General features: G+C 71.3%; 19 protein-coding genes and 1 riboswitch. Of the genes, 17 read left to right on the top strand and 2 right to left on the bottom strand.

All coding sequences use genetic code 11. The features are described 5' to 3' along the window. Positions 1–103 precede the first annotated feature (103 nt). From ACZ48Z_RS00370 to ACZ48Z_RS00335, 8 genes are all read left to right on the top strand, one after another. Complete coding sequence (locus tag ACZ48Z_RS00370; protein WP_468733554.1) at positions 104–1,249, top strand: ABC transporter substrate-binding protein; 1,146 nt, start codon at positions 104–106, stop codon at positions 1,247–1,249. Further along, entirely contained in the window at positions 1,246–2,145 is a 900-nt protein-coding gene (locus tag ACZ48Z_RS00365; protein ID WP_468733553.1) for an ABC transporter permease, read from the top strand. The genes ACZ48Z_RS00370 and ACZ48Z_RS00365 overlap by 4 nt, the downstream gene beginning before the upstream one ends. Then, on the top strand, positions 2,133–2,945 hold the full coding sequence (locus ACZ48Z_RS00360; RefSeq protein WP_468733552.1) for an ABC transporter permease: 813 nt from the start codon (positions 2,133–2,135) through the stop codon (positions 2,943–2,945). The genes ACZ48Z_RS00365 and ACZ48Z_RS00360 overlap by 13 nt, the downstream gene beginning before the upstream one ends. A gap of 3 nt (positions 2,946–2,948) precedes the next feature. Then, positions 2,949–3,998, top strand: a complete 1,050-nt coding sequence (locus ACZ48Z_RS00355; protein WP_468733551.1) for an ABC transporter ATP-binding protein — start codon at positions 2,949–2,951, stop codon at positions 3,996–3,998. A 35-nt stretch (positions 3,999–4,033) separates the two neighbouring features. Next, entirely contained in the window at positions 4,034–5,443 is a 1,410-nt protein-coding gene (locus tag ACZ48Z_RS00350) for an HAD-IA family hydrolase (RefSeq protein WP_468733550.1), read from the top strand. 104 nt (positions 5,444–5,547) lie between these two features. After that, positions 5,548–6,735 (top strand): MFS transporter, encoded by a 1,188-nt coding sequence (locus tag ACZ48Z_RS00345; protein WP_468733549.1) that lies wholly within the window; start codon positions 5,548–5,550, stop codon positions 6,733–6,735. Positions 6,736–7,190: 455 nt separating this feature from the next. Next, complete coding sequence (locus ACZ48Z_RS00340) at positions 7,191–7,979, top strand: carbon-nitrogen hydrolase family protein (RefSeq protein ID WP_468733548.1); 789 nt, start codon at positions 7,191–7,193, stop codon at positions 7,977–7,979. 64 nt (positions 7,980–8,043) lie between these two features. After that, positions 8,044–9,744, top strand: a complete 1,701-nt coding sequence (locus ACZ48Z_RS00335) for a flavin monoamine oxidase family protein (protein ID WP_468733547.1) — start codon at positions 8,044–8,046, stop codon at positions 9,742–9,744. Positions 9,745–9,796: 52 nt separating this feature from the next. Here ACZ48Z_RS00335 and ACZ48Z_RS00330 read toward each other — a convergent pair whose 3' ends face one another. Then, on the bottom strand, positions 9,797–10,483 hold the full coding sequence (locus ACZ48Z_RS00330) for a DUF5995 family protein (protein ID WP_468733546.1): 687 nt from the start codon (positions 10,481–10,483) through the stop codon (positions 9,797–9,799). A 172-nt stretch (positions 10,484–10,655) separates the two neighbouring features. On the opposite strand from ACZ48Z_RS00330, the gene ACZ48Z_RS00325 reads away from it, so the two are divergent. Continuing rightward, complete coding sequence (locus tag ACZ48Z_RS00325) at positions 10,656–11,780, top strand: glycoside hydrolase family 6 protein (RefSeq protein ID WP_468733983.1); 1,125 nt, start codon at positions 10,656–10,658, stop codon at positions 11,778–11,780. A gap of 89 nt (positions 11,781–11,869) precedes the next feature. Here ACZ48Z_RS00325 and ACZ48Z_RS00320 read toward each other — a convergent pair whose 3' ends face one another. Beyond that, the gene (locus ACZ48Z_RS00320) at positions 11,870–13,081 is read right to left on the bottom strand and encodes an MFS transporter (protein WP_468733545.1); all 1,212 of its coding nucleotides are present in this window, start codon (positions 13,079–13,081) and stop codon (positions 11,870–11,872) included. Positions 13,082–13,194: 113 nt separating this feature from the next. On the opposite strand from ACZ48Z_RS00320, the gene ACZ48Z_RS00315 reads away from it, so the two are divergent. The 8 genes from ACZ48Z_RS00315 (at position 13,195) to ACZ48Z_RS00280 (ending at position 19,750) form a co-directional block, all read left to right on the top strand. Continuing rightward, on the top strand, positions 13,195–14,430 hold the full coding sequence (locus ACZ48Z_RS00315) for an ROK family transcriptional regulator (RefSeq protein WP_468733544.1): 1,236 nt from the start codon (positions 13,195–13,197) through the stop codon (positions 14,428–14,430). 272 nt (positions 14,431–14,702) lie between these two features. Beyond that, positions 14,703–14,833: riboswitch (FMN riboswitch) on the top strand. 146 nt (positions 14,834–14,979) lie between these two features. Further along, the gene (locus ACZ48Z_RS00310) at positions 14,980–15,585 is read left to right on the top strand and encodes a riboflavin synthase (protein WP_468733543.1); all 606 of its coding nucleotides are present in this window, start codon (positions 14,980–14,982) and stop codon (positions 15,583–15,585) included. Further along, positions 15,582–16,223 (top strand): nicotinamide mononucleotide transporter family protein, encoded by a 642-nt coding sequence (locus ACZ48Z_RS00305; RefSeq protein WP_468733542.1) that lies wholly within the window; start codon positions 15,582–15,584, stop codon positions 16,221–16,223. The genes ACZ48Z_RS00310 and ACZ48Z_RS00305 overlap by 4 nt, the downstream gene beginning before the upstream one ends. Beyond that, entirely contained in the window at positions 16,220–17,563 is a 1,344-nt protein-coding gene (locus ACZ48Z_RS00300) for a bifunctional 3,4-dihydroxy-2-butanone-4-phosphate synthase/GTP cyclohydrolase II (protein ID WP_468733541.1), read from the top strand. The genes ACZ48Z_RS00305 and ACZ48Z_RS00300 overlap by 4 nt, the downstream gene beginning before the upstream one ends. A 28-nt stretch (positions 17,564–17,591) precedes the next feature. Then, positions 17,592–18,077 carry a 6,7-dimethyl-8-ribityllumazine synthase gene (gene ribH / locus ACZ48Z_RS00295; protein ID WP_030613284.1) on the top strand — a complete coding sequence of 162 codons (486 nt, stop codon included), beginning with the start codon at positions 17,592–17,594 and terminating at the stop codon, positions 18,075–18,077. A 34-nt stretch (positions 18,078–18,111) separates the two neighbouring features. Further along, complete coding sequence (locus ACZ48Z_RS00290; RefSeq protein ID WP_020117406.1) at positions 18,112–18,384, top strand: phosphoribosyl-ATP diphosphatase; 273 nt, start codon at positions 18,112–18,114, stop codon at positions 18,382–18,384. 45 nt (positions 18,385–18,429) lie between these two features. After that, positions 18,430–19,278: an ATP phosphoribosyltransferase gene (gene hisG, locus ACZ48Z_RS00285; RefSeq protein WP_468733540.1), complete on the top strand. Its 849-nt coding sequence runs from the start codon at positions 18,430–18,432 to the stop codon at positions 19,276–19,278. Between the two features lie 13 nt (positions 19,279–19,291). Next, positions 19,292–19,750, top strand: a complete 459-nt coding sequence (locus ACZ48Z_RS00280) for a PH domain-containing protein (protein ID WP_468733539.1) — start codon at positions 19,292–19,294, stop codon at positions 19,748–19,750. Positions 19,751–19,825: the final 75 nt, after the last annotated feature.

Here is a 19,825-nt window from a genome sequence, read left to right as displayed (position 1 = left end):
TGTTTACCGACCGGACACCAGCGGCAGCCTTACTGAGGCCAACTTGTTCAGACAAGTTCTCTCCCTTTGGCTCCTGCACCCTCGCGCGTCCCCTGGAGAAGCCGTGACCGTGTCCCTTCCGAGAACCGCCGCCCTCGGCGTCCTCGCCGCCCTCACCCTGAGCGCTTGTGGCGCCGCCCCCGACACCTCGTCGACCACCGCCGACGGCAAGAACGCCGCCACCGCGACCTCCGCCGCCGACTTCGGCGGTATGGACAAGCTGATCGCCGCGGCGAAGAAGGAAGGCACGCTCAACGCCATCGCGCTGCCCCGCGACTGGGCCAACTACGGCGCGCTCATCGACGGTTTCCAGAAGAAGTACGGCATCAAGATCTCCGTCGAGAGCCCCGACGGCACCAGCCAGGACGAGATCAACGCCGTCACCTCCCGCAAGGGCCAGACCCGCGCCCCCGACGTCCTCGACCTCGGCAGCTCCTTCGCGCTCAGCGCGGCCCAGCAGGGCCTGCTCGCCCCGTACAAGGTGGCGTCGTACGGCGACATACCCGCCGGCCAGAAGGACCCGCAGGCCCGCTGGTACAACGACTACGGCGGCTACATCTCCATCGGCTGCGACGCCAAGCGGGTCAAGACCTGCCCGACGACCTTCGCGGACCTGCTCAAGCCGCAGTACAAGGGCCAGGTCGCCCTCAACGGCAACCCCACCAAGTCCGGTTCGGCCTTCGGCGGCGTCTACGCGGCCGCACTCGCCGACGGCGGTTCCTTCGACGACATCCAGCCCGGCCTCGACTTCTTCGCCAAGCTGAAGAAGAACGGCAACTACACCCCCGTCGAGTCGACCCCGGCCACCGTCGAGAAGGGCGAGACGCCGATCAGCATTGACTGGGACTACCTGAACGCCGGGTACGCCGACGAGTTCAAGTCCAAGGGCGTCGACTGGAAGGTGTCGGTGCCCAGCGACGGCCAGTTCTCGCAGTACTACTCCCAGGCCGTCAACAAGGACGCCCCGCACCCGGCGGCCGCCCGCCTGTGGCAGGAGTACCTCTACAGCGCCGAGGGCCAGAACCTGTGGCTCAAGGGATACGCCCGCCCCGTCCTGATGACCGCCATGGAGAAGGCCGGCACCCTCGACAAGACGGCCGCCGCCAAGCTGCCCGCGGTCTCCGGCACCCCGTCCTTCCCGACCGAGGCCCAGCAGAGCAAGGCCAAGACGGTGCTCGGTGAGGGCTGGGCGAAGGCCGTCTCCGGATGACAGCCACCCTCCCACGGGCCGACGACACGGCGGCCGCCGCTCCGGTGAAGCGGCGGCGCCGTGCCCTCGGCTGGGTCGCCGTCGTCCCGCTGCTCGCGTTCGTGGCGGTCGCCTTCGGGCTGCCCGCGGCCGCCATGCTGAACGGCGCGTTCACCGCCAAGGACCCTTCCACCGGAGCGACTTCGTACACGATCGACAACCTGACGGCCTCCCTCAAGGGCGCATACCTCACCGCGCTCCTCGGGAGCGTGAAGCTGTCCGCGGTGTCCGCCGCCCTCGGGACCCTCGTCGGACTGCCGCTCGCCCAGGCCGTGGTGAGCTCCCGGTTCCGCGCGCTGCGCGAGGCCGTGCTCACCGCGTCCGGGGTCCTCGCCAACTTCGGCGGCGTCCCCCTGGCCTTCGCCTTCGTCGCCACCCTCGGCAACGCCGGTGTGCTGACCAAACACCTGGGCCTCACGAACCACGGTTGGAGCCTCTACAGCTTCTGGGGACTGGTCGTCGTCTACCTGTACTTCCTGATCCCCCTGATGGTGCTCACCATCACCCCGGCCCTCGACGGGCTGCGCACCCAGTGGCGCGAGGCCGCGCAGAACAACGGGGCGACGGCCGTCCAGTACTGGCGTTTCGTCGCCCTGCCCGTCCTGCTGCCCACGCTGCTCGGCGGGTTCGTGCTGCTCTTCGGCAGCGCCTTCGCCGCGTACGCCACCGCCGCCGCGATGGTGGGCAGTTCGATCCCGCTGGTGACCCTGCAGATCGCCGACGCCATCTCCGGCAACGTGCTCGTCGGGCAGGAGAACGTCGCGCTCGCCCTCAGCCTCGACATGGTCCTGGTCGCGGGCCTGGTCATGGCCGTGTACCTGCCCCTGCAGCGGAGGAGTGCGCGATGGCTCGCCTGAACCTGTGGCGGTGGGGCGTGCTCGGCCTCGCCGGACTGTACTTCCTGGTGCCGCTGGCCGCGTCCGTCGTCTTCACCGTCGACGTGCCCGGCGAGGGGATCACCTTCGACGCGTACACCCAGATCTTCTCCACCGACGGTTTCGTCTCCAGTCTGCTGCTCTCGCTGGAGCTGGCCCTCGCCACCATCGTGGTCGTCCTGCTGCTGATGGTGCCCGCCATGGTCGCGCTGCGGCTCGGCGCGCCCCGGCTCAGGGCGGTCGTCGAGGTGGTGTGCTCACTGCCGTTGGTCGTCCCGCCGATCGCGTTCGTCGCCGGCATCGGCACGGTCCTCAAGTGGGGACCGGAACACCTCTCGCGCACCCCGCTGTTCGAGACCTTCGTGGCGATCCAGAACCCCGGCTTCCCGTTCGTCCTGGTCCTGGCCTACGTCGTGATGGCGCTGCCGTTCGTCTACCGGGCACTGGACGCCGGACTGCGCGCCGTCGACGTCCGCACCCTCGTCGAGGCCGCCCGCAGCTGCGGTGCCGGCTGGCCGCAGGCCCTCGTCCGGGCCGTACTGCCCAATCTGCGCGGCGCCCTGCTCAACGCCTCCTTCCTGACGCTCGCCCTGGTGCTCGGCGAGTTCACCGTGGCCCAGCTGCTGGGCTTCCAGCCCTTCGCCGTGTGGATCGTCAACGTCAGCGGCTCGCAGGCCCAGTTGTCCGTCGCCGTGTCCGTGCTCAGCCTGCTCGTGACGTGGGCGCTGCTCCTCGTCCTGGCCGGCTTCGGCGGCCGTACCCGTACTACCTCCCGGGGATGACCCATGCCTGAAACAGCCGCAACTGTCGAATTCCGGGGACTGAGGCGGGAGTTCGGGCCCACCGTCGCCCTCGACGGCCTCGACCTGACCGCCCGGCCCGGTGAACTGCTCGCCCTGCTCGGCCCGTCCGGCTGCGGCAAGACCACCGCGCTCAGGATGCTCGCCGGGTTCGAACACCCCAGCTTCGGCGAGGTGCTGGTGGACGGCGAGGACGTGACCCGGGTGCCGGCACACCGCCGGGACGCCGGGATGGTCTTCCAGTCGTACAGCCTGTTCCCGCATCTCGACGCGCTCGACAACGTCGCCTTCGGACTGCGGATGCGCAAGGTCCGGACAGCCGAACGGCGTTCCAGGGCAGCCGAGTTGCTGGAACTGGTCGGGCTCGCCGACAAGGGCGGGCGGTTCCCGCACCAGCTCTCCGGCGGCCAGCAGCAGCGGGTCGCGCTGGCCCGCGCGCTCGCCCTGCGGCCGCGTGTCCTGCTCCTCGACGAGCCCCTGTCGGCCCTGGACGCCAAGGTGCGGCTCACCCTCCGCGAGGAGATCCGCCGCCTCCAGCAGGAGCTCGGCATCACCACGCTGTTCGTCACCCACGACCAGGAGGAGGCCCTGTCCATGGCGGACCGGGTCGCCGTGATGCACGCCGGGAAGCTCGAACAGTGCGCGGCGCCCAGCGAGTTGTACGGCCGTCCCGCCACCGCCTTCGTCGCCGAGTTCGTCGGCACGATGAGCCGGATCCCGGGGCGGCTCGCCCAGGGCACGGTCGACGTGCTCGGGCAGCGGCTGCCCGTCGACGGCCCGGTGCCGTCCGCGACCGAGGTCGACGTGCTGGTGCGGCCGGAGGCCGTGCGGGTGCGTGCCGAGGCCGACGGGAAGTCGCGCGTGGTCGCCACGTCCTTCCTGGGCGCGGCCGTCCGGGTCACCCTCCTGCTCGCCGACGGCACCGGGGTCAAGGCCGACGTGCCCGCGCACGAGGCGGCCGGGCTCACCGCCGGCACCACGGTGAGCGTGTCGCTGCCCGAGCGGCCGGTGCTGGTGGCGGAACGCGCCGGCTGACCCCTAATGAAGATCCCCCCACGAAAGAGACAACCGTGACTCGACTCCCCCTCCAGGCCGTCCTGTTCGACATGGACGGCACGCTCGTCGACACCGAGCGGCTGTGGTGGGAGGCGGTGGAGCAGGTCGCCGGGCGGCCCCTGACCGAGGCGGACAGGCCGCAGGTGCTGGGCCGTCCCGTCGAGTACACCGCCGCCTGGCTGGCCGCGGCCACGGGCACCCCCGCCGCGGTCCTCGCCGCCGCGCTCCACCAGGGGTTCGCGGACCGTGTCCGCACCGGCGTCGTGCCCCGCCCCGGCGCCCTCGACCTGCTCGACGCCCTGGCCCACGAGGGTGTCCCCACCGCTCTGGTGACCGCGTCCCCCCGGTCCGTCGCCGACACCGTCCTCGAAGCCCTGGGCGGCGCGAGCCGCTTCGCCGTCTCCGTCACCGCCGACGACACCGAACACACCAAGCCGGCCCCCGACCCCTACCTCGCCGCCTGCCACGCCCTCGGCGTGCACCCGGCGAACTGCGTGGCCGTCGAGGACACCGAGACCGGTGTCGCCTCCGCCGAGGCGGCCGGATGCGCGGTCCTCGCCGTCCCCTCACTGGCCCCCATCGACCCGGCCCCGGGCCGGACCGTCCTGGCCGCACTGGAGGGCGTCACCCCGGCACGTCTGCGCGCCCTGCTGCCGCACCGGCTGCGCGTGATGACCTGGAACCTCTGGTACGGCGGCACCAAGGTCCACGACCACCGGGCCAAGCAGCTCAAGGTCATCACCGAGACCGACGTGGACGTGGTCGGGCTCCAGGAGACGTACGGCACCGCCGCCGAGGAACTCGCCGACGCGCTCGGCTGGCACCACCACAGCGCCGGACCGAACCTCGGCGTCATCAGCCGCTTCCCGATCACGGCCCCGCTCGGTGACCCGGACGTCGGTTTCTACGGGGCCGCCGGGGCCCGGATCGCCGTAGGGGACGGGGAGGTCGAGGTCTGGACGGCCCACCTCGACTCCGAGCGGTACGGGCCCTACGAGTCCGAGCCGCTCGCCCACGAGGAGGTGCGGCTCGGGCAGATACGGGACACCCTGCGCCGGATCGGGGGCGCGCGGCCCGTCGTCCTCGTCGGCGACTTCAACAGCCCCTCCCACCTGGACCGGCCGGACACCGCATGGCCGGTCACCGAGGCGGCCGCGGAAGCGGGCTTCGAGGACTCCTTCCGGGAGGCCCGCCCCGATGCCGTACGGGACCCGGGGCACACCTGGTCGCCGGTGCACGCCCACCCGGAGCCGCAGGACCGCATCGACTTCGTCCTGCACCGGGGGCTCGCGGTCCTCGACTCGCTGACGTACGTCAGCGGCGCCCCGCGGACCTGGCCGGACGTCGAGGACAACGACTGGCCGTCCGACCATGCCGCCGTGATCACCACATTCTCACTGGGCAGCGGGCGCGGAACTGTCTAGCATCGGGTCATGACCTGGCGACATTGATCCACCAGCCGTGCCTCCCGAGGGCCACCTCGGACGCCGTACCCACGACGTCCGAACCGCCCCTCCGGGAAGGCCTCATGACACTCTCACCCGCACGCGTGCCCGCGACCGGTGCCCGCCGGCTGACGACCACGCTGTACGGCTACGCGTTCCTCGACGACCTCGTCCTGCTCTACCCGGTGTACGCGCTGCTGTTCGCCGACACCGGCCTGCCCCTGTGGCAGATCTCCTCGCTGTTCGCCCTGTGGTCGGTCACGGCCGTCGTGCTCGAAGTGCCCTCCGGCGCCTGGGCCGACACCGTCTCGCGGCGCAGGCTGCTGTGGATCGGCCCGCTGCTCACGGCCGTCGGCTTCGCGCTGTGGGTGAGCGTCCCGTCGTACGGGGCGTTCGCGGCGGGCTTCGTCCTGTGGGGTGCCGGAGGCGCGCTCGGCTCCGGAGCCCTGGAAGCCCTCGTCTACGACGAGCTGGAGCGGTTCGGAGCCGCCGAGCGGTACGCGCAGGTGATGGGGCGGGCCCGGGCGGCCCGGCTGCTGGGCACGGTCGCGGCCATGGGGCTCGCCGGACCGGTCCTCGCGCTCGGCGGCTACCCGGCCGTCGGCGCCGCGAGCGTCCTGGCCTGTCTGCTGGCCGCGGTGACGGCGACCCGGCTGCCGGAACACCGGGCGCCCGCCGAGAAGGCCACCGCGCGCTGGACGGCGATCCTGCGGGCCGGGCTCGCCGAGGCCCGCGGGGACCGGGCCGTCCGGGGCGCCCTGCTGCTCGTCCCGGCCGTCGCCGCGGTGTGGGGTGCCCTAGACGAGTACGTCCCGCTGCTGATCCGCGACCTCGGTGTGGCCGAGGAGACCGTGCCCTACCTGGTCCTGCTGGTCTGGGCCGCCGTCACCGTCGGCGCCCTGTTTGCGGGGCCGGCCGAACGCCTCGGCACCCGCGGGCTCGCCGCCCTGCTCGCGGGCGCCGCGCTCGCCCTGGCCGTGGGCGCCGGGGTCCGCACCCCGGCCGGCATCGTCCTCGTGGGCCTCGCCTTCGCCGGGTTCCAGCTCGCGGAGGTACTCGCCGACGTCCGGCTCCAGCACCGGATCGGCGACGCCCGCCGGGCCACCCTGACCTCGGTGGCGAGCCTGGGCACGGAACTGGTCACGGTCGCCGTGTTCGGCCTGTACGCCCTGCTCGGCGCGGAGGCGGCGGAGAGCACGGTCTTCATGATCCTCTCCGTGCCGTACCTGGTGACGGCGCTGGTACTGGGTCTGGGGGGTCGTGACCGCTGACGTCTTCGCCGCTGGGCCGGGGTTGGTGAGCGGTGGCGTCCCTGTTACCGGGCCGGGGCGTGGCCTGTGGTGTCCCCGGCCCGGGAACAGGAGCCGTGCCCGCGGCCCTCGCCGACGCGGGGTCCCGCGCGGGCCGCTCCCGGTGAGCCGCGGAGGGGCCGCGTCCGGCCGCATGGGGCGTTTCGCCGTGGGGCTGCCGCCGGATGTGGGCGGCGTAGCGCCACGGGGCTGCCTCCGGCCGCATGCGGCGCATCGCCACGGAGCTGTCTCCAGCCGTGTGCAGCACAGCGCCACCGCGTGTCCTCGGACCGCACGCAACGAATCGCCGCCGGTCGGCCCGGACACGCAACAAACCGCTCACCGGCACGCAACGGCTCCTCCTTGTCCGTCCTGGTGAGCCGCCCGTACCGTCTAGGTGGCCCCCGCAACCACCTTCCGCCCGGTGAGGATCACGCATGCGCACCGCCCTGCTCCAGAGCTCCGGCCGCCCCGGCTCCGTCGAGGGGAACCTCAAGGTTCTCGACGAGGCCGCGGGCCGGGCCGCCGCCGCGGGCGCCGTACTGCTGGCCGCGCCGGAGATGTTCCTCACCGGGTACGCGATCGGCGACGACATCGCCCGCCTCGCCGAACCCGCCGACGGCGACTCGGCGGACACGGTCGCGGAGATCGCCGAGCGGCACGGGCTGGCGATCGCGTACGGATACCCGGAGCGCGACGGCGGGCGTGTGTACAACTCGGTCCAGCTGATCTCCGCCGAGGGTGCCCGTCTCGCCGGCTACCGCAAGACCCACCTCTTCGGCTGCTTCGAGCAGGAGCACTTCGAGCCGGGCGAACAGCCGGTGGTCCAGGCCGAGGTGGGCGGACTGACCGTCGGCCTCATGATCTGCTACGACGTCGAGTTCCCGGAGAACGTCCGCGCCCACGCCCTCGCCGGCACCGACCTCCTCGTGGTGCCCACGGCCCAGATGCACCCGTTCCAGTTCGTCGCCGAGTCCCTCGTGCCCGTGCGGGCCTGGGAGAGCCAGATGTACGTCGCCTACGTCAACCGGGTCGGCCGCGAAGGGGAGTTCGACTTCGTCGGGCTCTCCACGCTGGCCGGTCCCGACGGGGTGGCCCGCGCCCGCGCCGGACGCGGTGAGGAGCTGGTGTTCGCCGACGCCGACCCCGCCTTCCTCACCGCCTCCCGCGAGGCGAACCCGTATCTGCGGGACCGCCGCCCCGGTCTCTACGGGTCCCTGGTCTGAGAACCCACCTCGTCTCTTTCGCAAGAATCGCAAGGATCGCAAGATCGCAAGGAGCCCGTACCCCATGACGTCCACCGTGCCCAACGCCGTCGAGCACGCAGACGAGCCCCAGCTGCCGCCGATCACCATGTTCGGGCCGGACTTCCCGTACGCCTACGACGACTTCCTCGCGCACCCGGCGGGCCTCGGCCAGATACCGGCCACCGCACTCGGCACCGAGGTCGCGGTGATCGGCGGCGGTCTGTCCGGCATCGTGGCCGCGTACGAGCTGATGAAGATGGGCCTCAAGCCGGTCGTCTACGAGGCCGACCGGATCGGTGGACGGCTGCGGACCGTGGGTTTCGAGGGCTGTGACCCGTCGTTGACGGCCGAGATGGGCGCGATGCGCTTCCCGCCCTCCTCGACGGCGCTCCAGCACTACATCGACCTCGTCGGCCTGGAGACCCGCCCCTTCCCCAACCCCCTTGCGGAGGCCACCCCTTCGACGGTGGTCGACCTCAAGGGCGAGTCCCACTACGCCGAGACGGTCGCCGACCTGCCGCAGGTCTACCGCGATGTCGCCGAGGCCTGGAACAAGTGCCTCGAAGACGGGGCCGACTTCACCGACATGAACCGCGCCCTGCGGGAGCGCGACGTGCCGCGCATCCGGGAGATCTGGGCGCGGCTCGTCGAGAAGCTCGACAACCAGACCTTCTACGGCTTCCTATGCGAGTCCGAGGCCTTCAGGTCGTTCCGGCACCGCGAGATCTTCGGCCAGGTCGGCTTCGGCACCGGCGGCTGGGACACCGATTTCCCCAACTCCATCCTGGAGATCCTGCGCGTCGTCTACACCGAGGCCGACGACCACCACCGCGGCATCGTGGGCGGCTCGCAGCAACTGCCGCTCAGGCTCTGGGAACGCGAGCCGGAGAAGATCGTCCACTGGCCCCACGGGACCTCGCTCAAGACGCTGCACGTCAACGGCGAACCCCGCCCGGCGGTCACCCGTCTGCACCGCACGGCCGGCGACCGGATCACCGTGACGGACGCCCGGGGAGACATCCGCACCTATGCGGCGGCCGTCTTCACCGCCCAGTCCTGGATGCTGCTGTCCAAGATCGCCTGCGACGACTCGCTCTTCCCGATCGACCACTGGACGGCGATCGAGCGCACGCACTACATGGAGTCGTCGAAGCTCTTCGTGCCGGTCGACCGGCCGTTCTGGCTGGACAAGGATGAGGAGACGGGCCGGGACGTCATGTCGATGACCCTCACCGACCGTATGACGCGCGGGACCTACCTGCTGGACGACGGCCCCGACAAGCCCGCCGTCATCTGTCTCTCCTACACCTGGTGCGACGACAGCCTGAAGTGGCTGCCGCTGTCCGCGAACGAGCGGATGGAGGTCATGCTGAAGTCGCTCGGCGAGATCTACCCCAAGGTCGACATCAGGAAGCACGTCATCGGCAGCCCGGTGACCGTCTCCTGGGAGAACGAGCCCTACTTCATGGGTGCGTTCAAGGCCAACCTGCCCGGCCACTACCGCTACCAGCGGCGCCTGTTCACCCACTTCATGCAGGACCGGCTGCCCGAGGACAAGCGCGGGATCTTCCTTGCCGGTGACGACGTCTCCTGGACGGCCGGCTGGGCCGAGGGCGCGATCCAGACCGCGCTGAACGCGGTCTGGGGCGTGATGCACCACTTCGGCGGCGAGACCGACGCGACCAACCCGGGACCGGGGGACGTGTACGAGGAGATCGCGCCGGTCGAACTCCCCGAGGACTAGACCCCGGCGGCCGTGGCGCGCCCCGCCGAGCGGATCGGCCGCGCGGTGGGGCTCAGTCCGGCAGCGGTGTGAGCAGCATGCGCCCCGCGAACCCCACGGCGGTGTCCAGGCGTTCGGTGAACTCCCCGGCCACATCGGGCAGTCCGCGCAGCGCCCACAGCGCACGGGCCGCGGTCCAGGTGGCGTCGCGGGCCCGGTCCAGGCTCCAGGAGCCGAGCAGGTGGGTGAGCGGATCGGCGATCTGGAGGAGGTCGGGGCCCGGCATCAGATCCTCGCGGATGCGTTCCTCCAGCGAGACGAGGAGATCGCCCACGCGGTCGAACTCGTCCTCCACGTCGCAGGGTTCGCAGCCGAGGCTACGACAGGTGTCCACCACGGCGAGCGCCAGGTCGTGCCCGATGTGCGCATTGATGCCCGCCAGCGCGAACTGCAGCGGTCGTACCCCGGGATGACGGCGGAACTGGAACAGGGGCCGCCAGCAGGCCGGCGGGCGGCGTTCGCGTGAGACCGCGTCCACCGCCGCGAGGTAGCGCTCGGCGAACCGTACGTCCAGCGTGATCGCGGCCCGCGCGTCCGTGAACCGGCCCCTGTCGACGTGCCGGTCGACCGCCTCGGTGACGGCGAGGTAGACGCGGTTGAAGACCCCTACGCCGTCCCGCTCCGGCAGGTCCGCCTCCAGGGCGCGCATACGGGAGACGACGGTGTCGAGGGGAGTGGTGAACTGTTCCAATTGCGCCATAGCGGCAGGGTCCCAGTCCTAGGCTGGCCGGGGTACCGGCGAGCCCGACGCTTCCCCAGAACGGGGGAACGCGCCCGCCGCGCCAGGGGGGAGCGACAGGGTGTCAGGCCTACGTGCCCAGCGGCTGGCAGCGCGTCGCGCCGCACGCAGGCGTGCCGTGGGCCGCGGCGCGATGGTCGCGGTGGCCTCCGTGGTGGTCGCCGTGGGCACCGCGACCGGACTGCTCTCCGCGCCGGACGGCCGCGGTGGCTCCGCCGAGGCGCGGCCGGAACCCGTCAGCGGCTCCCCGAGCGTGCGCCCGCCGTCCGTCGTCCCGTCGGTGTCCGCGTCGGCCTCCGCCACAGCGGCCAAGTCACCTTCGGTGAGGGCCAGCGCGTCACCGTCTCCCAGGAAGGCGAGCCCCAGCTCCACGAAGGCCCGCCCCACCACCTCCACCCGTCTCTACCGCTACCCCTCCTCCCAGGTGCTCGACTGGGTGCGGGACAACCCGCGGGACCGGCGCACCGACGTCATAGAGGCCCGTATCGCCGACCGGCCGGCCGCGGTCTGGTTCGCGGACTACACGCCGCAGACCATCACCTCCCGGGTCCGCGCGGTCACGTCGGGCGGGGCCGCGCAGGGCCGCGTCCCGGTGGTCGTGGCGTACGCGATCCCGGACCGCGACTGCGGCGGGGCCTCCGAGGGCGGGGCGCCCGATTCCGGCGCGTACGACGACTGGATCGACCGGTTCGCCGCGGGGCTCGGGTCCGGCGAGGTCGTGGTCGTGCTGGAGCCCGACTCGATCGCCCAGTCGGACTGCCTGTCGGCCGACCGACGGGCGGAGCGTTTCGCCTCGTTGGCCCGCGCGGGCCGGGTCCTGAAGGCCGCCGACCCGAAGGCCCGCGTCTACTACGACGCCGGTCACTCCGGCTGGCACCCGGCGAGCAGGCAGGCGGCTCTGCTGAAGCAGGCGGGCGCCGCCTCGGCCGCCTCCTCCGACGGGATCTTCAGCAACGTCTCCAACTTCCACGCCACGAGCGCCGAGATCTCCTACGACCGCCAGGTCCTCGATGCCCTGGGCGGACCGTCGGGTCTGGGCGCCGTCATCGACACCAGCCGCAACGGCAACGGCGCCCCGGCGGACGGCGAGTGGTGCGACCCGGCGGGCCGGAAGATCGGCCGGGCGCCGAGCCTGAACACCGGCGAGGCGAGGATCGACGGTTACCTCTGGGTGAAGCTGCCGGGGGAGTCGGACGGCTGCAAGGGCACACCGGGTACGTTCAGCCCGTCGTACGCCTATGAGCTCGCCTCGCCGTAGATCCGTACCCGGGGCCTACGCGCGCGAGGCAACCCGGGAGCCGGTCCGGTTCGACGCGGGGACGCTGCGCCCCGTCCGCGGCGAGGAGTTCAGGATCGCGGGCCGGGAACCGCCGCGGCCGGCGCGCTGAGCTTCGGCCGGTCGCGGTCACCGGCGCGCAGTACGCCCGCGAAGGCCACGATCCCACCGGCCAGCACGGTCACCAGGACGAACGAGACCATCAGGCTGGTCGCCTGGGCCACACCGCCCAGCAGGCTCGGCGCGATGAGCCCCGAGGTGTAGGTGATGGTCGCGACGCCCGCGATCGCCTGGCTCGGATTGGGCCCGCTGCGCCCCGCCGCCGCGAAGCACAGCGGTACGACGACGGCGATGCCGAGACCCATCAGCGCGAACCCGGCCATGGCCACCGCCGGATGACCCGCGACGACGATGAGCACTCCGCCGGTGGCGGCGAGGACACCGCCCAGGCGAACGGTACGGACCGACCCGAAGCGGTTGACCACGGTGTCGCCGACGAGCCGGGCCACCGCCATGGTGAGCATGAAGCCGGTCGTGCAGGCCGCGGCGAGTCCCGCCGAGGCCTCGAGCCGGTCCTTGAGATAGACCGCCGACCAGTCCAGGCTCGCGCCCTCCGCGAACACCGCGCAGAAACCGACCGTTCCGATCAGCAGAGCCGACTTCGGGGGCAGCGCGAACCGCGGCGGCGGCTCCTCGTCCTCGGCGGCCTGCACATCGAGGACCCACCGGCAGGCCAGCAGACCGAGCAGGGTGAGACAGGCCGAGGCCAGCGCGAAGTGCACACGCGCGTCCGAGTCCAGATGTGCGGCGAGCGTGCCGCCGGCCGAGCCCACCAGGGCGCCCGCGCTCCACATGCCGTGCAGGCTGGACATGATCGACTTGCCGAGCAGGTTCTCGATCTCGACGCCCAGCGCGTTCATGACCACGTCGGCCATGCCGGCGCTCGCCCCGTACACGAACATCGCGAGACACAACGTGTAAAGGTTGGGCGCGACCGATGGCAGGACCAGGGACAGGGTCCACAGGGTGATCAGCCCGCGCAGCGCCGTGCGGCTGCCGAAGCGGTGGCTGAACCGGGCGGCCAGCGGCATCGAGCACGACGCGCCGAACGCGGTGAAGGCCAGGGAGAAGCCCAACTGCCCCGCGCTCAGCGAGGCATGGTCCTGGATCCAGGGCACCCGGGTCGCGAACGAGCCGGTCACGGCCCCGTGCACGGCGAACACGGCGGCCACGGCGTACCGGGCCCGACGTACCTCCGCCGACACCTGAACCACACCGCCCATGTTCCCGCCCCTCCCGGATCCCCGTCGTTCTGACACCGCCGCCGTAAACTATCAGGAACCCTGCCTGTTAGATAGCGCGTATTCGGCACCACGGATCTGAGAGGATGCCCGGCATGCCCGCATCCCCGAGCACCGCCCGGGCCATCAACGACCGGCACGCCCTGCGTCTGCTCCAGCAGGAAGGTCCGCTGACGGCAGGGCAGTTGAAGCAGCACACCGGACTGTCCCGGCCGACGGTCGCCGACCTCGTCGAGCGCCTCGCCGCCGCCGGACTGATCCACGTGGTCGGGGAGTCGGGGGAGCAGCGCCGCGGCCCGAACGCGAAGCTGTACGGCATCGTCGCCGACCAGGCTCATCTCGCGGCCCTCGACGTCCGCACGGAGGGCGTCTCCGTCGCCGTGTCCGACCTGCTGGGGCGGGTGCTGGCCGAGGCGTCGGTGCCCATCGGCGGGGACACCGGCACGGGGCCCGCGGTCGAGCAGGCGGTCGCGCTCGTCGAACGGACGGCGAAGGAGGCCGGGGTGCCGGAACTGCACACCGTCGGCATCGGCGCCCCCGGTCTGATCGACCCGGCCACCGGTGAACTCCGCGACTCCGGCGGCCTGCCCGAGTGGCACCGGCGACTGGTGCTGGCGCTCCAGGAACGGTTCCCCGTGACCCGCACGCACGTCGAGAACGAGACCAACCTCGCGGCACTGGCGGAGCAGCGGGACGGGGTGGCCCGCGACCGGGACACCTTCGTCCTCCTCTGGCTCGGCCACGGCACGGGCGCCGCGGTGGTCCTGGACGGCACCCTGCGCAGGGGCGCCTCGGGCGGTACGGGCGAGATCGGCTTCCTGCCGGTACCGGGCACGGGCGGACTGCCGTCCGCGGTGGACTGTGAGGGAGGTTTCCACTCCCTGGCGGGCTCGGCGGCGATCGTGGCGCTTGCGCGGGAGTACGGGCTGGTGGTCGAGGACGGCGGCCACGAACCGCCGGCCGCGCATGTCGTGCGGGAGGCCGTGGCGAGGGACTCGGCGGACTTCCTCGACGCCCTCGCCGACCGCCTCGCCATAGGAGTCGCGTCGGTCGTCGCTGTTCTCGACCCCGGCTGCCTGGTCCTGGCCGGCGAGGTCGGCCAGGCCGGCGGGACGGACCTCGCGGCACGGGTGGAGCGGCGAGTCCGCCGGATGTCCCCGCTGTCCACGGAGGTGCGGGCGAGCGCGCTGGGCGGGGGAGCGGTGCTGAGAGGAGCCCTGCTCACCGCGCGGGACAGAGCCCAGGACGAGGTGTTCGCGCCCCTTCATGCGCGCGGAGCCCTGTCCGGTCCTGCGGCTCCACCGCGAGGGCACGCCCCGGCCCGCGGATAGTCATCGAACGTCCCCGCCGGCCCGACCTCGTCCCGCCGGACGCGCGTTTCACCGGGGAAGGAGACCCGGCGGCGGGCAAGGGCCGTCTTCACCGCCGCCGGGCCCGTCTTACGGGTGTCCACTTACGGGTGTCCACGCACGGCGACCCTAAAAAGGACTAGACCATTAGGTCAAGGGGTCGCGAGACAGGGGCGACGAGGTTGTGAGCCACAGCACACCGTTCGCCCGTATGGACGAGGATCGGGCGTGGCACACTGACTCTGTACCAGAAGCAGCGCACTCCGGGGTCGGTGAAAGTCCGAACCGGCGGTTACAGTCCGCGACCCGGCCGCTTCCAGCGGCCGGTTGACCAGGTGAAATTCCTGGACCGACGGTTAAAGTCCGGATGGGAGGCAGTGCGCGGCGGGCGGACATTCGTGCGCGCCGTCGTATTCGTTCGTCCTGAGGGACGAGTGCGTCCGGCGTCGCCCCCGGTGTCCCTGCCCGTACGTTCTGTCGTCATCGACAGCCCCGGAGTCCGTGCCCGAAGAGGCAGGGAGGACCCGGGAAGTGTTCACCGGAATCGTCGAAGAGCTGGGCGAGATCACCGCCGTCGAGAACCTCGGCGACGCGTGTCGCTTCCGACTGCGGGGTCCCGTCGTCACCGAGGGCGCGAAACACGGTGACTCCATCGCCGTCAACGGCGTCTGCCTCACCGTCGTCGACCACGAGGGCGACGAGTTCACCGCCGACGTCATGGCCGAGACCCTCGACCGCTCCAGCCTGGGCGCCCTCGGCGTCGGCTCGCGCGTCAACCTGGAGCGTCCCACCGCCGTCGGCGCACGCCTCGGCGGCCACATCGTGCAGGGACATGTGGACGGCACCGGTGAGGTCCTGGAGCGCAAGCCCTCCGAGAACTGGGAGATCGTCAAGATCTCGCTGCCCGCGGATCTCTCGCGCTATGTCGTCGAGAAGGGCTCCATCACGGTCGACGGCATCAGCCTCACCGTCGTGGACGCCGGTCCCGACTACTTCACCGTCAGCCTCATCCCCACCACCCTCGATCTGACCACGCTCGGCCTCAAGCAGCCCGGCTCCCCGGTCAACCTCGAGGTCGACGTCGTCGCCAAGTACGTCGAGCGCCTGCTCGCGAGCAGTCAGGGGGCGGGGAAGTGAACTCGCTCAACACCGAGGCCTTCACCCTGTTCGGCCAGCACATCCTCTGGTCGGACATGATCGGCAACATCCTCGGCCTGATCGCCCTCGCGCTCGGCTGGCGGCGCAACCTGTGGAGCTGGCCGGTGCAGTTCGCCTCCGGCCTCATCCTCTTCGGCGCCTTCTACGGACACCTCACCGGCAGCGCGGGCAAGCAGGCCGTCGTCATGGCCGTCGCCCTGTACGGCTGGTGGCAGTGGAACCGCAACAAGGGCCAGTCCGGAGACGGTCACATCGCCCCGCGGTTCGCCACCTGGACCGAGCGTGCGGTGATGACCGGCGCGGCCGCCGCCGGGACCGTCGCGGTCGCTCTCCTCTTCAAGGCCTACCCGACCCTGTCCTGGGACCCCTGGCCGGACGCCTACATCTTCGTCGGCACCATCGTCGCCATGTACGCCCAGGCGCGCGGCATGGTCGAGTTCTGGTTCGCCTGGCTCCTCGTCGACCTCGTCGGCGTCCCGCTCAACTTCGCCAACGGCTACGCCTTCTCCGGCTTCGTCTACGTCATCTACGGCGCGCTCGTCCTGTGGGGCATGCGCGACTGGTGGCTGCGCTCCCGCGAGTCCGCACGGCCCGCCCTGGAAGGAGCGCCGGCATGACCGCCCGCCCGTCACCCGCCACCACCCCAACCGAGACGCTTCGCGTCACCCCTTCGATCCCACCCATTCTGTACAGCACCGACGGGTTCGAGGACTTCGCGCTTGACCCGGTCGAGCAGGCCATCGCCGACATCGCGGCCGGCCGCCCCATCGTGGTCGTCGACGACGAGGACCGTGAGAACGAGGGCGACCTCGTCGTCGCCGCCGAGAAGATCACCCCCGAGATCGTCGCCTTCATGATGAGCGAGTGCCGCGGCCTGATCTGCGCCCCCATGGAGGGCGACGAACTGGACCGGCTGAAGCTGCCGCAGATGGTCGACGACAACACCGAGTCGATGAAAACCGCGTTCACAGTCTCCGTGGACGCATCCGGCGCTCACGGTGTGACCACCGGGATCTCGGCATCCGACCGCGCGACCACGCTTCGGCTCCTGGCGAGCGGCGACGCCGAGCCCACCGACCTCGTCCGCCCGGGCCACATCTTCCCGCTGCGCGCCAAGGACGGAGGCGTCCTCACCCGCAACGGCCACACCGAGGCCGCCGTCGACCTCGCCAGGCTCGCGGGACTGCGGCCCGCCGGAGCGATCGTCGAGATCGCCGGCGAGGACGGCCGTATGCTCCGGCTGCCCGAACTGATCCCCTTCGCCCGCAAGCACGGCCTGACGATCATCTCCATCGAGGACCTGATCGCCTACCGTCAGGCCGCCGAACCCACGGTCCGCCGCGAGGCCGAGACCCGCCTCCCCACCGCCCACGGCGCCTTCACGGCGTACGGCTACCGCTCCACCGTCGACGGCGTCGAGCACGTCGCCCTGGTGCACGGCGAGATCGGCGACGGCGAGGACGTCCTGGTCCGCGTGCACTCCGAGTGCCTCACCGGCGACATCTTCGGCTCCCTGCGCTGCGACTGCGGCCCCCAGCTGGACGCCTCCCTGGAGCGCATCCAGGCCGAGGGCAGGGGAGTGGTGGTCTACCTGCGCGGCCACGAGGGGCGCGGGATCGGCCTGCTGTCCAAGCTGCGGGCCTACGAACTGCAGGAACAGGGCCACGACACCCTCGACGCCAACCTGGAACTCGGCCTGCCCGCCGACGCCCGGGACTACGGCGCCGGCGCGCAGATCCTGGAGGACCTCGGCGTCCGCAGCCTGCGCCTGATGACCAACAACCCCGACAAGTCCGAGGCGCTCCTGCGGCACGGCCTCAAGGTCACCGGTCGGGAGCCGATGCCCGTACAGGCGGGCGAGCACAACCTCCGCTACCTGCGCACCAAGCGGGACCGGATGGGACACGACCTGCCCTGGCTGGACACCACCCCCGTGTCCACCTGCAGCAACCAGTAGCACAAGCACTTCGAGGAGACCTGAGAACGTGAGCGGCAAGGGTGCACCGGAACTGTCCGTACGCAACGTCGGAGACCTGCGGGTCGCCGTCATCGCGGCACAGTGGCACGAGAAGGTGATGGACGGACTGGTGGACGGCGCCCTGCGCGCCCTGCACGACCTCGGCATCGACGAGCCGACCCTGCTCCGGGTCCCCGGCAGCTGGGAGCTCCCGGTCGTCGCCAAGGTCCTCGCGGGCCGCGGCTACGACGCGATCGTCGCCCTCGGTGTCGTCATCCGCGGCGGCACCCCGCACTTCGAGTACGTGTGCCAGGGCGTCACCCAGGGCCTCACCCAGGTGTCCGTGGAGACCGGCGTGCCCGTGGGCATGGGCGTTCTCACCTGCGACACCGAGGAACAGGCCCTGGACCGCGCGGGCATCGAGGGCTCCAACGAGGACAAGGGACACGAGGCGGTGACCGCCGCCGTGGCCACCGCGGCCACCCTCCGCTCAGTATCCGAACCGTGGCGTTAGGTGGTCCTGGCTTACGCGTAAAGTGGGCGCCACCATGTCCAATAAGACGTTCGAGGAGCTCTTCACCGAGCTCCAACACAAGGCCGCCAACGGCGACCCCGCCACTTCCCGCACCGCAGAACTGGTCGGCAAGGGCGTCCATGCCATCGGCAAGAAGGTCGTCGAAGAGGCCGCCGAGGTCTGGATGGCCGCCGAGTACGAGGGCAAGGAAGCGGCCGCCGAGGAGATCTCGCAGCTGCTGTACCACGTCCAGGTGATGATGGTCGCGCGCGGGATCTCCCTCGACGACGTCTACGCCCACCTGTAAAGCCAGTCGCCGCAACCACCCCTGAGAGCAAAGGAAGCCGACCTCATGCTGCGCATCGCCGTCCCCAACAAGGGTTCCCTGTCAGGCCCTGCGGCGGACATGCTGCATGAGGCCGGCTACCAGCAGCGCCGCGAGTCCAAGGAACTGCGCATCGTCGACCCGGTCAACGACGTGGAGTTCTTCTACCTCCGCCCCCGGGACATCGCGATCTACGTCTCCTCCGGCCAGCTCGACATCGGCATCACCGGCCGCGACCTGCTGATCGACTCCGGCGCCGACGCCGAGGAGATCCTCCCGCTCGGCTTCGCCCGCTCCACGTTCCGCTTCGCCTCCAAGCCCGGTGAGGCGAACGGCGTCGAGGACCTGAAGGGCAAGACGGTCGCCACCTCGTACGAGGGGATCGTCGCGGGCCACCTCGCCGACAAGGGCATCGACGCCTCCGTCGTCCACCTCGACGGGGCCGTCGAGACCGCCATCGAGCTCGGTGTCGCCGAGGTCATCGCGGACGTCGTCGAGACCGGCACCAGCCTGCGCAACGCGGGCCTGGAGGTCTTCGGCGAGCCGATCATGAAGTCCGAGGCCATCGTCATCCGCCGTACCGGCGCGGACGGGGAAGAGCCCAAGGTGCAGCAGTTCCTGCGCCGCCTCCAGGGCGTCCTCGTGGCGCGGACGTACGTGATGATGGACTACGACTGCCGCGTCGAGCAGCTGGAGAAGGCCGTCGCGCTCACGCCCGGCCTGGAGTCCCCGACCGTGTCCCCGCTGCACAACGAGGGCTGGGTCGCCGTCCGCGCGATGGTCCCCGCCAAGGAAGCGCAGCGGATCATGGACGACCTGTACGACATCGGCGCGCGGGCCATCCTGACGACGGCCATCCACGCCTGCCGTCTCTGAGGGGTCCCGCCAGATGTCCTCCGAACCGCCCGACCTCCCCGTCACCTTCCGGCCGGGCCGCACCCGCGCGGTCCTGCTGACCGCCGGTGCCGCGATCTTCGTGGTGATCACGGTGATCGCACTGCTGCTGGAGCAGCTCGGTCCCGGCGAGCGCCTGAGCTTCATCGTCACCGGGGCTCTGCTCGCCGGTGTGCTGTTCATGCTGGCCAGAGTGAAGGTCGTCGCCGACGAGTCCGGGGTCACCGTCCAGAACATCGCCGGCCGGCGGCGTCTGGAATGGGCCGAGATCGTCCAGGTGAACCTGCGCCCCGGCGATCCGTGGGTGTTCCTCAACCTCAGCGACGGCACCAGCCTGCCCGTGCTCGGCATCCAGCCGGGCATCGCAAAAGAGCGGGCCATCGCCGACGCGAAGGCCCTGCGCGCGCTCGCCGAGGCCCGCTCCACGGCCCGCCCGGACGAAGATCAGGGCTGACTAAGGGGCTTTCACCCTGCCGCAGGTGCCCATGTCTTGATTAATCTGTTGGCGGAGGCGTTTTCCACGCGCCTC

This window comes from Streptomyces sp. NPDC031225 (assembly GCF_055570355.1).
This window is presented reverse-complemented; position numbering and strand designations above follow the sequence as displayed.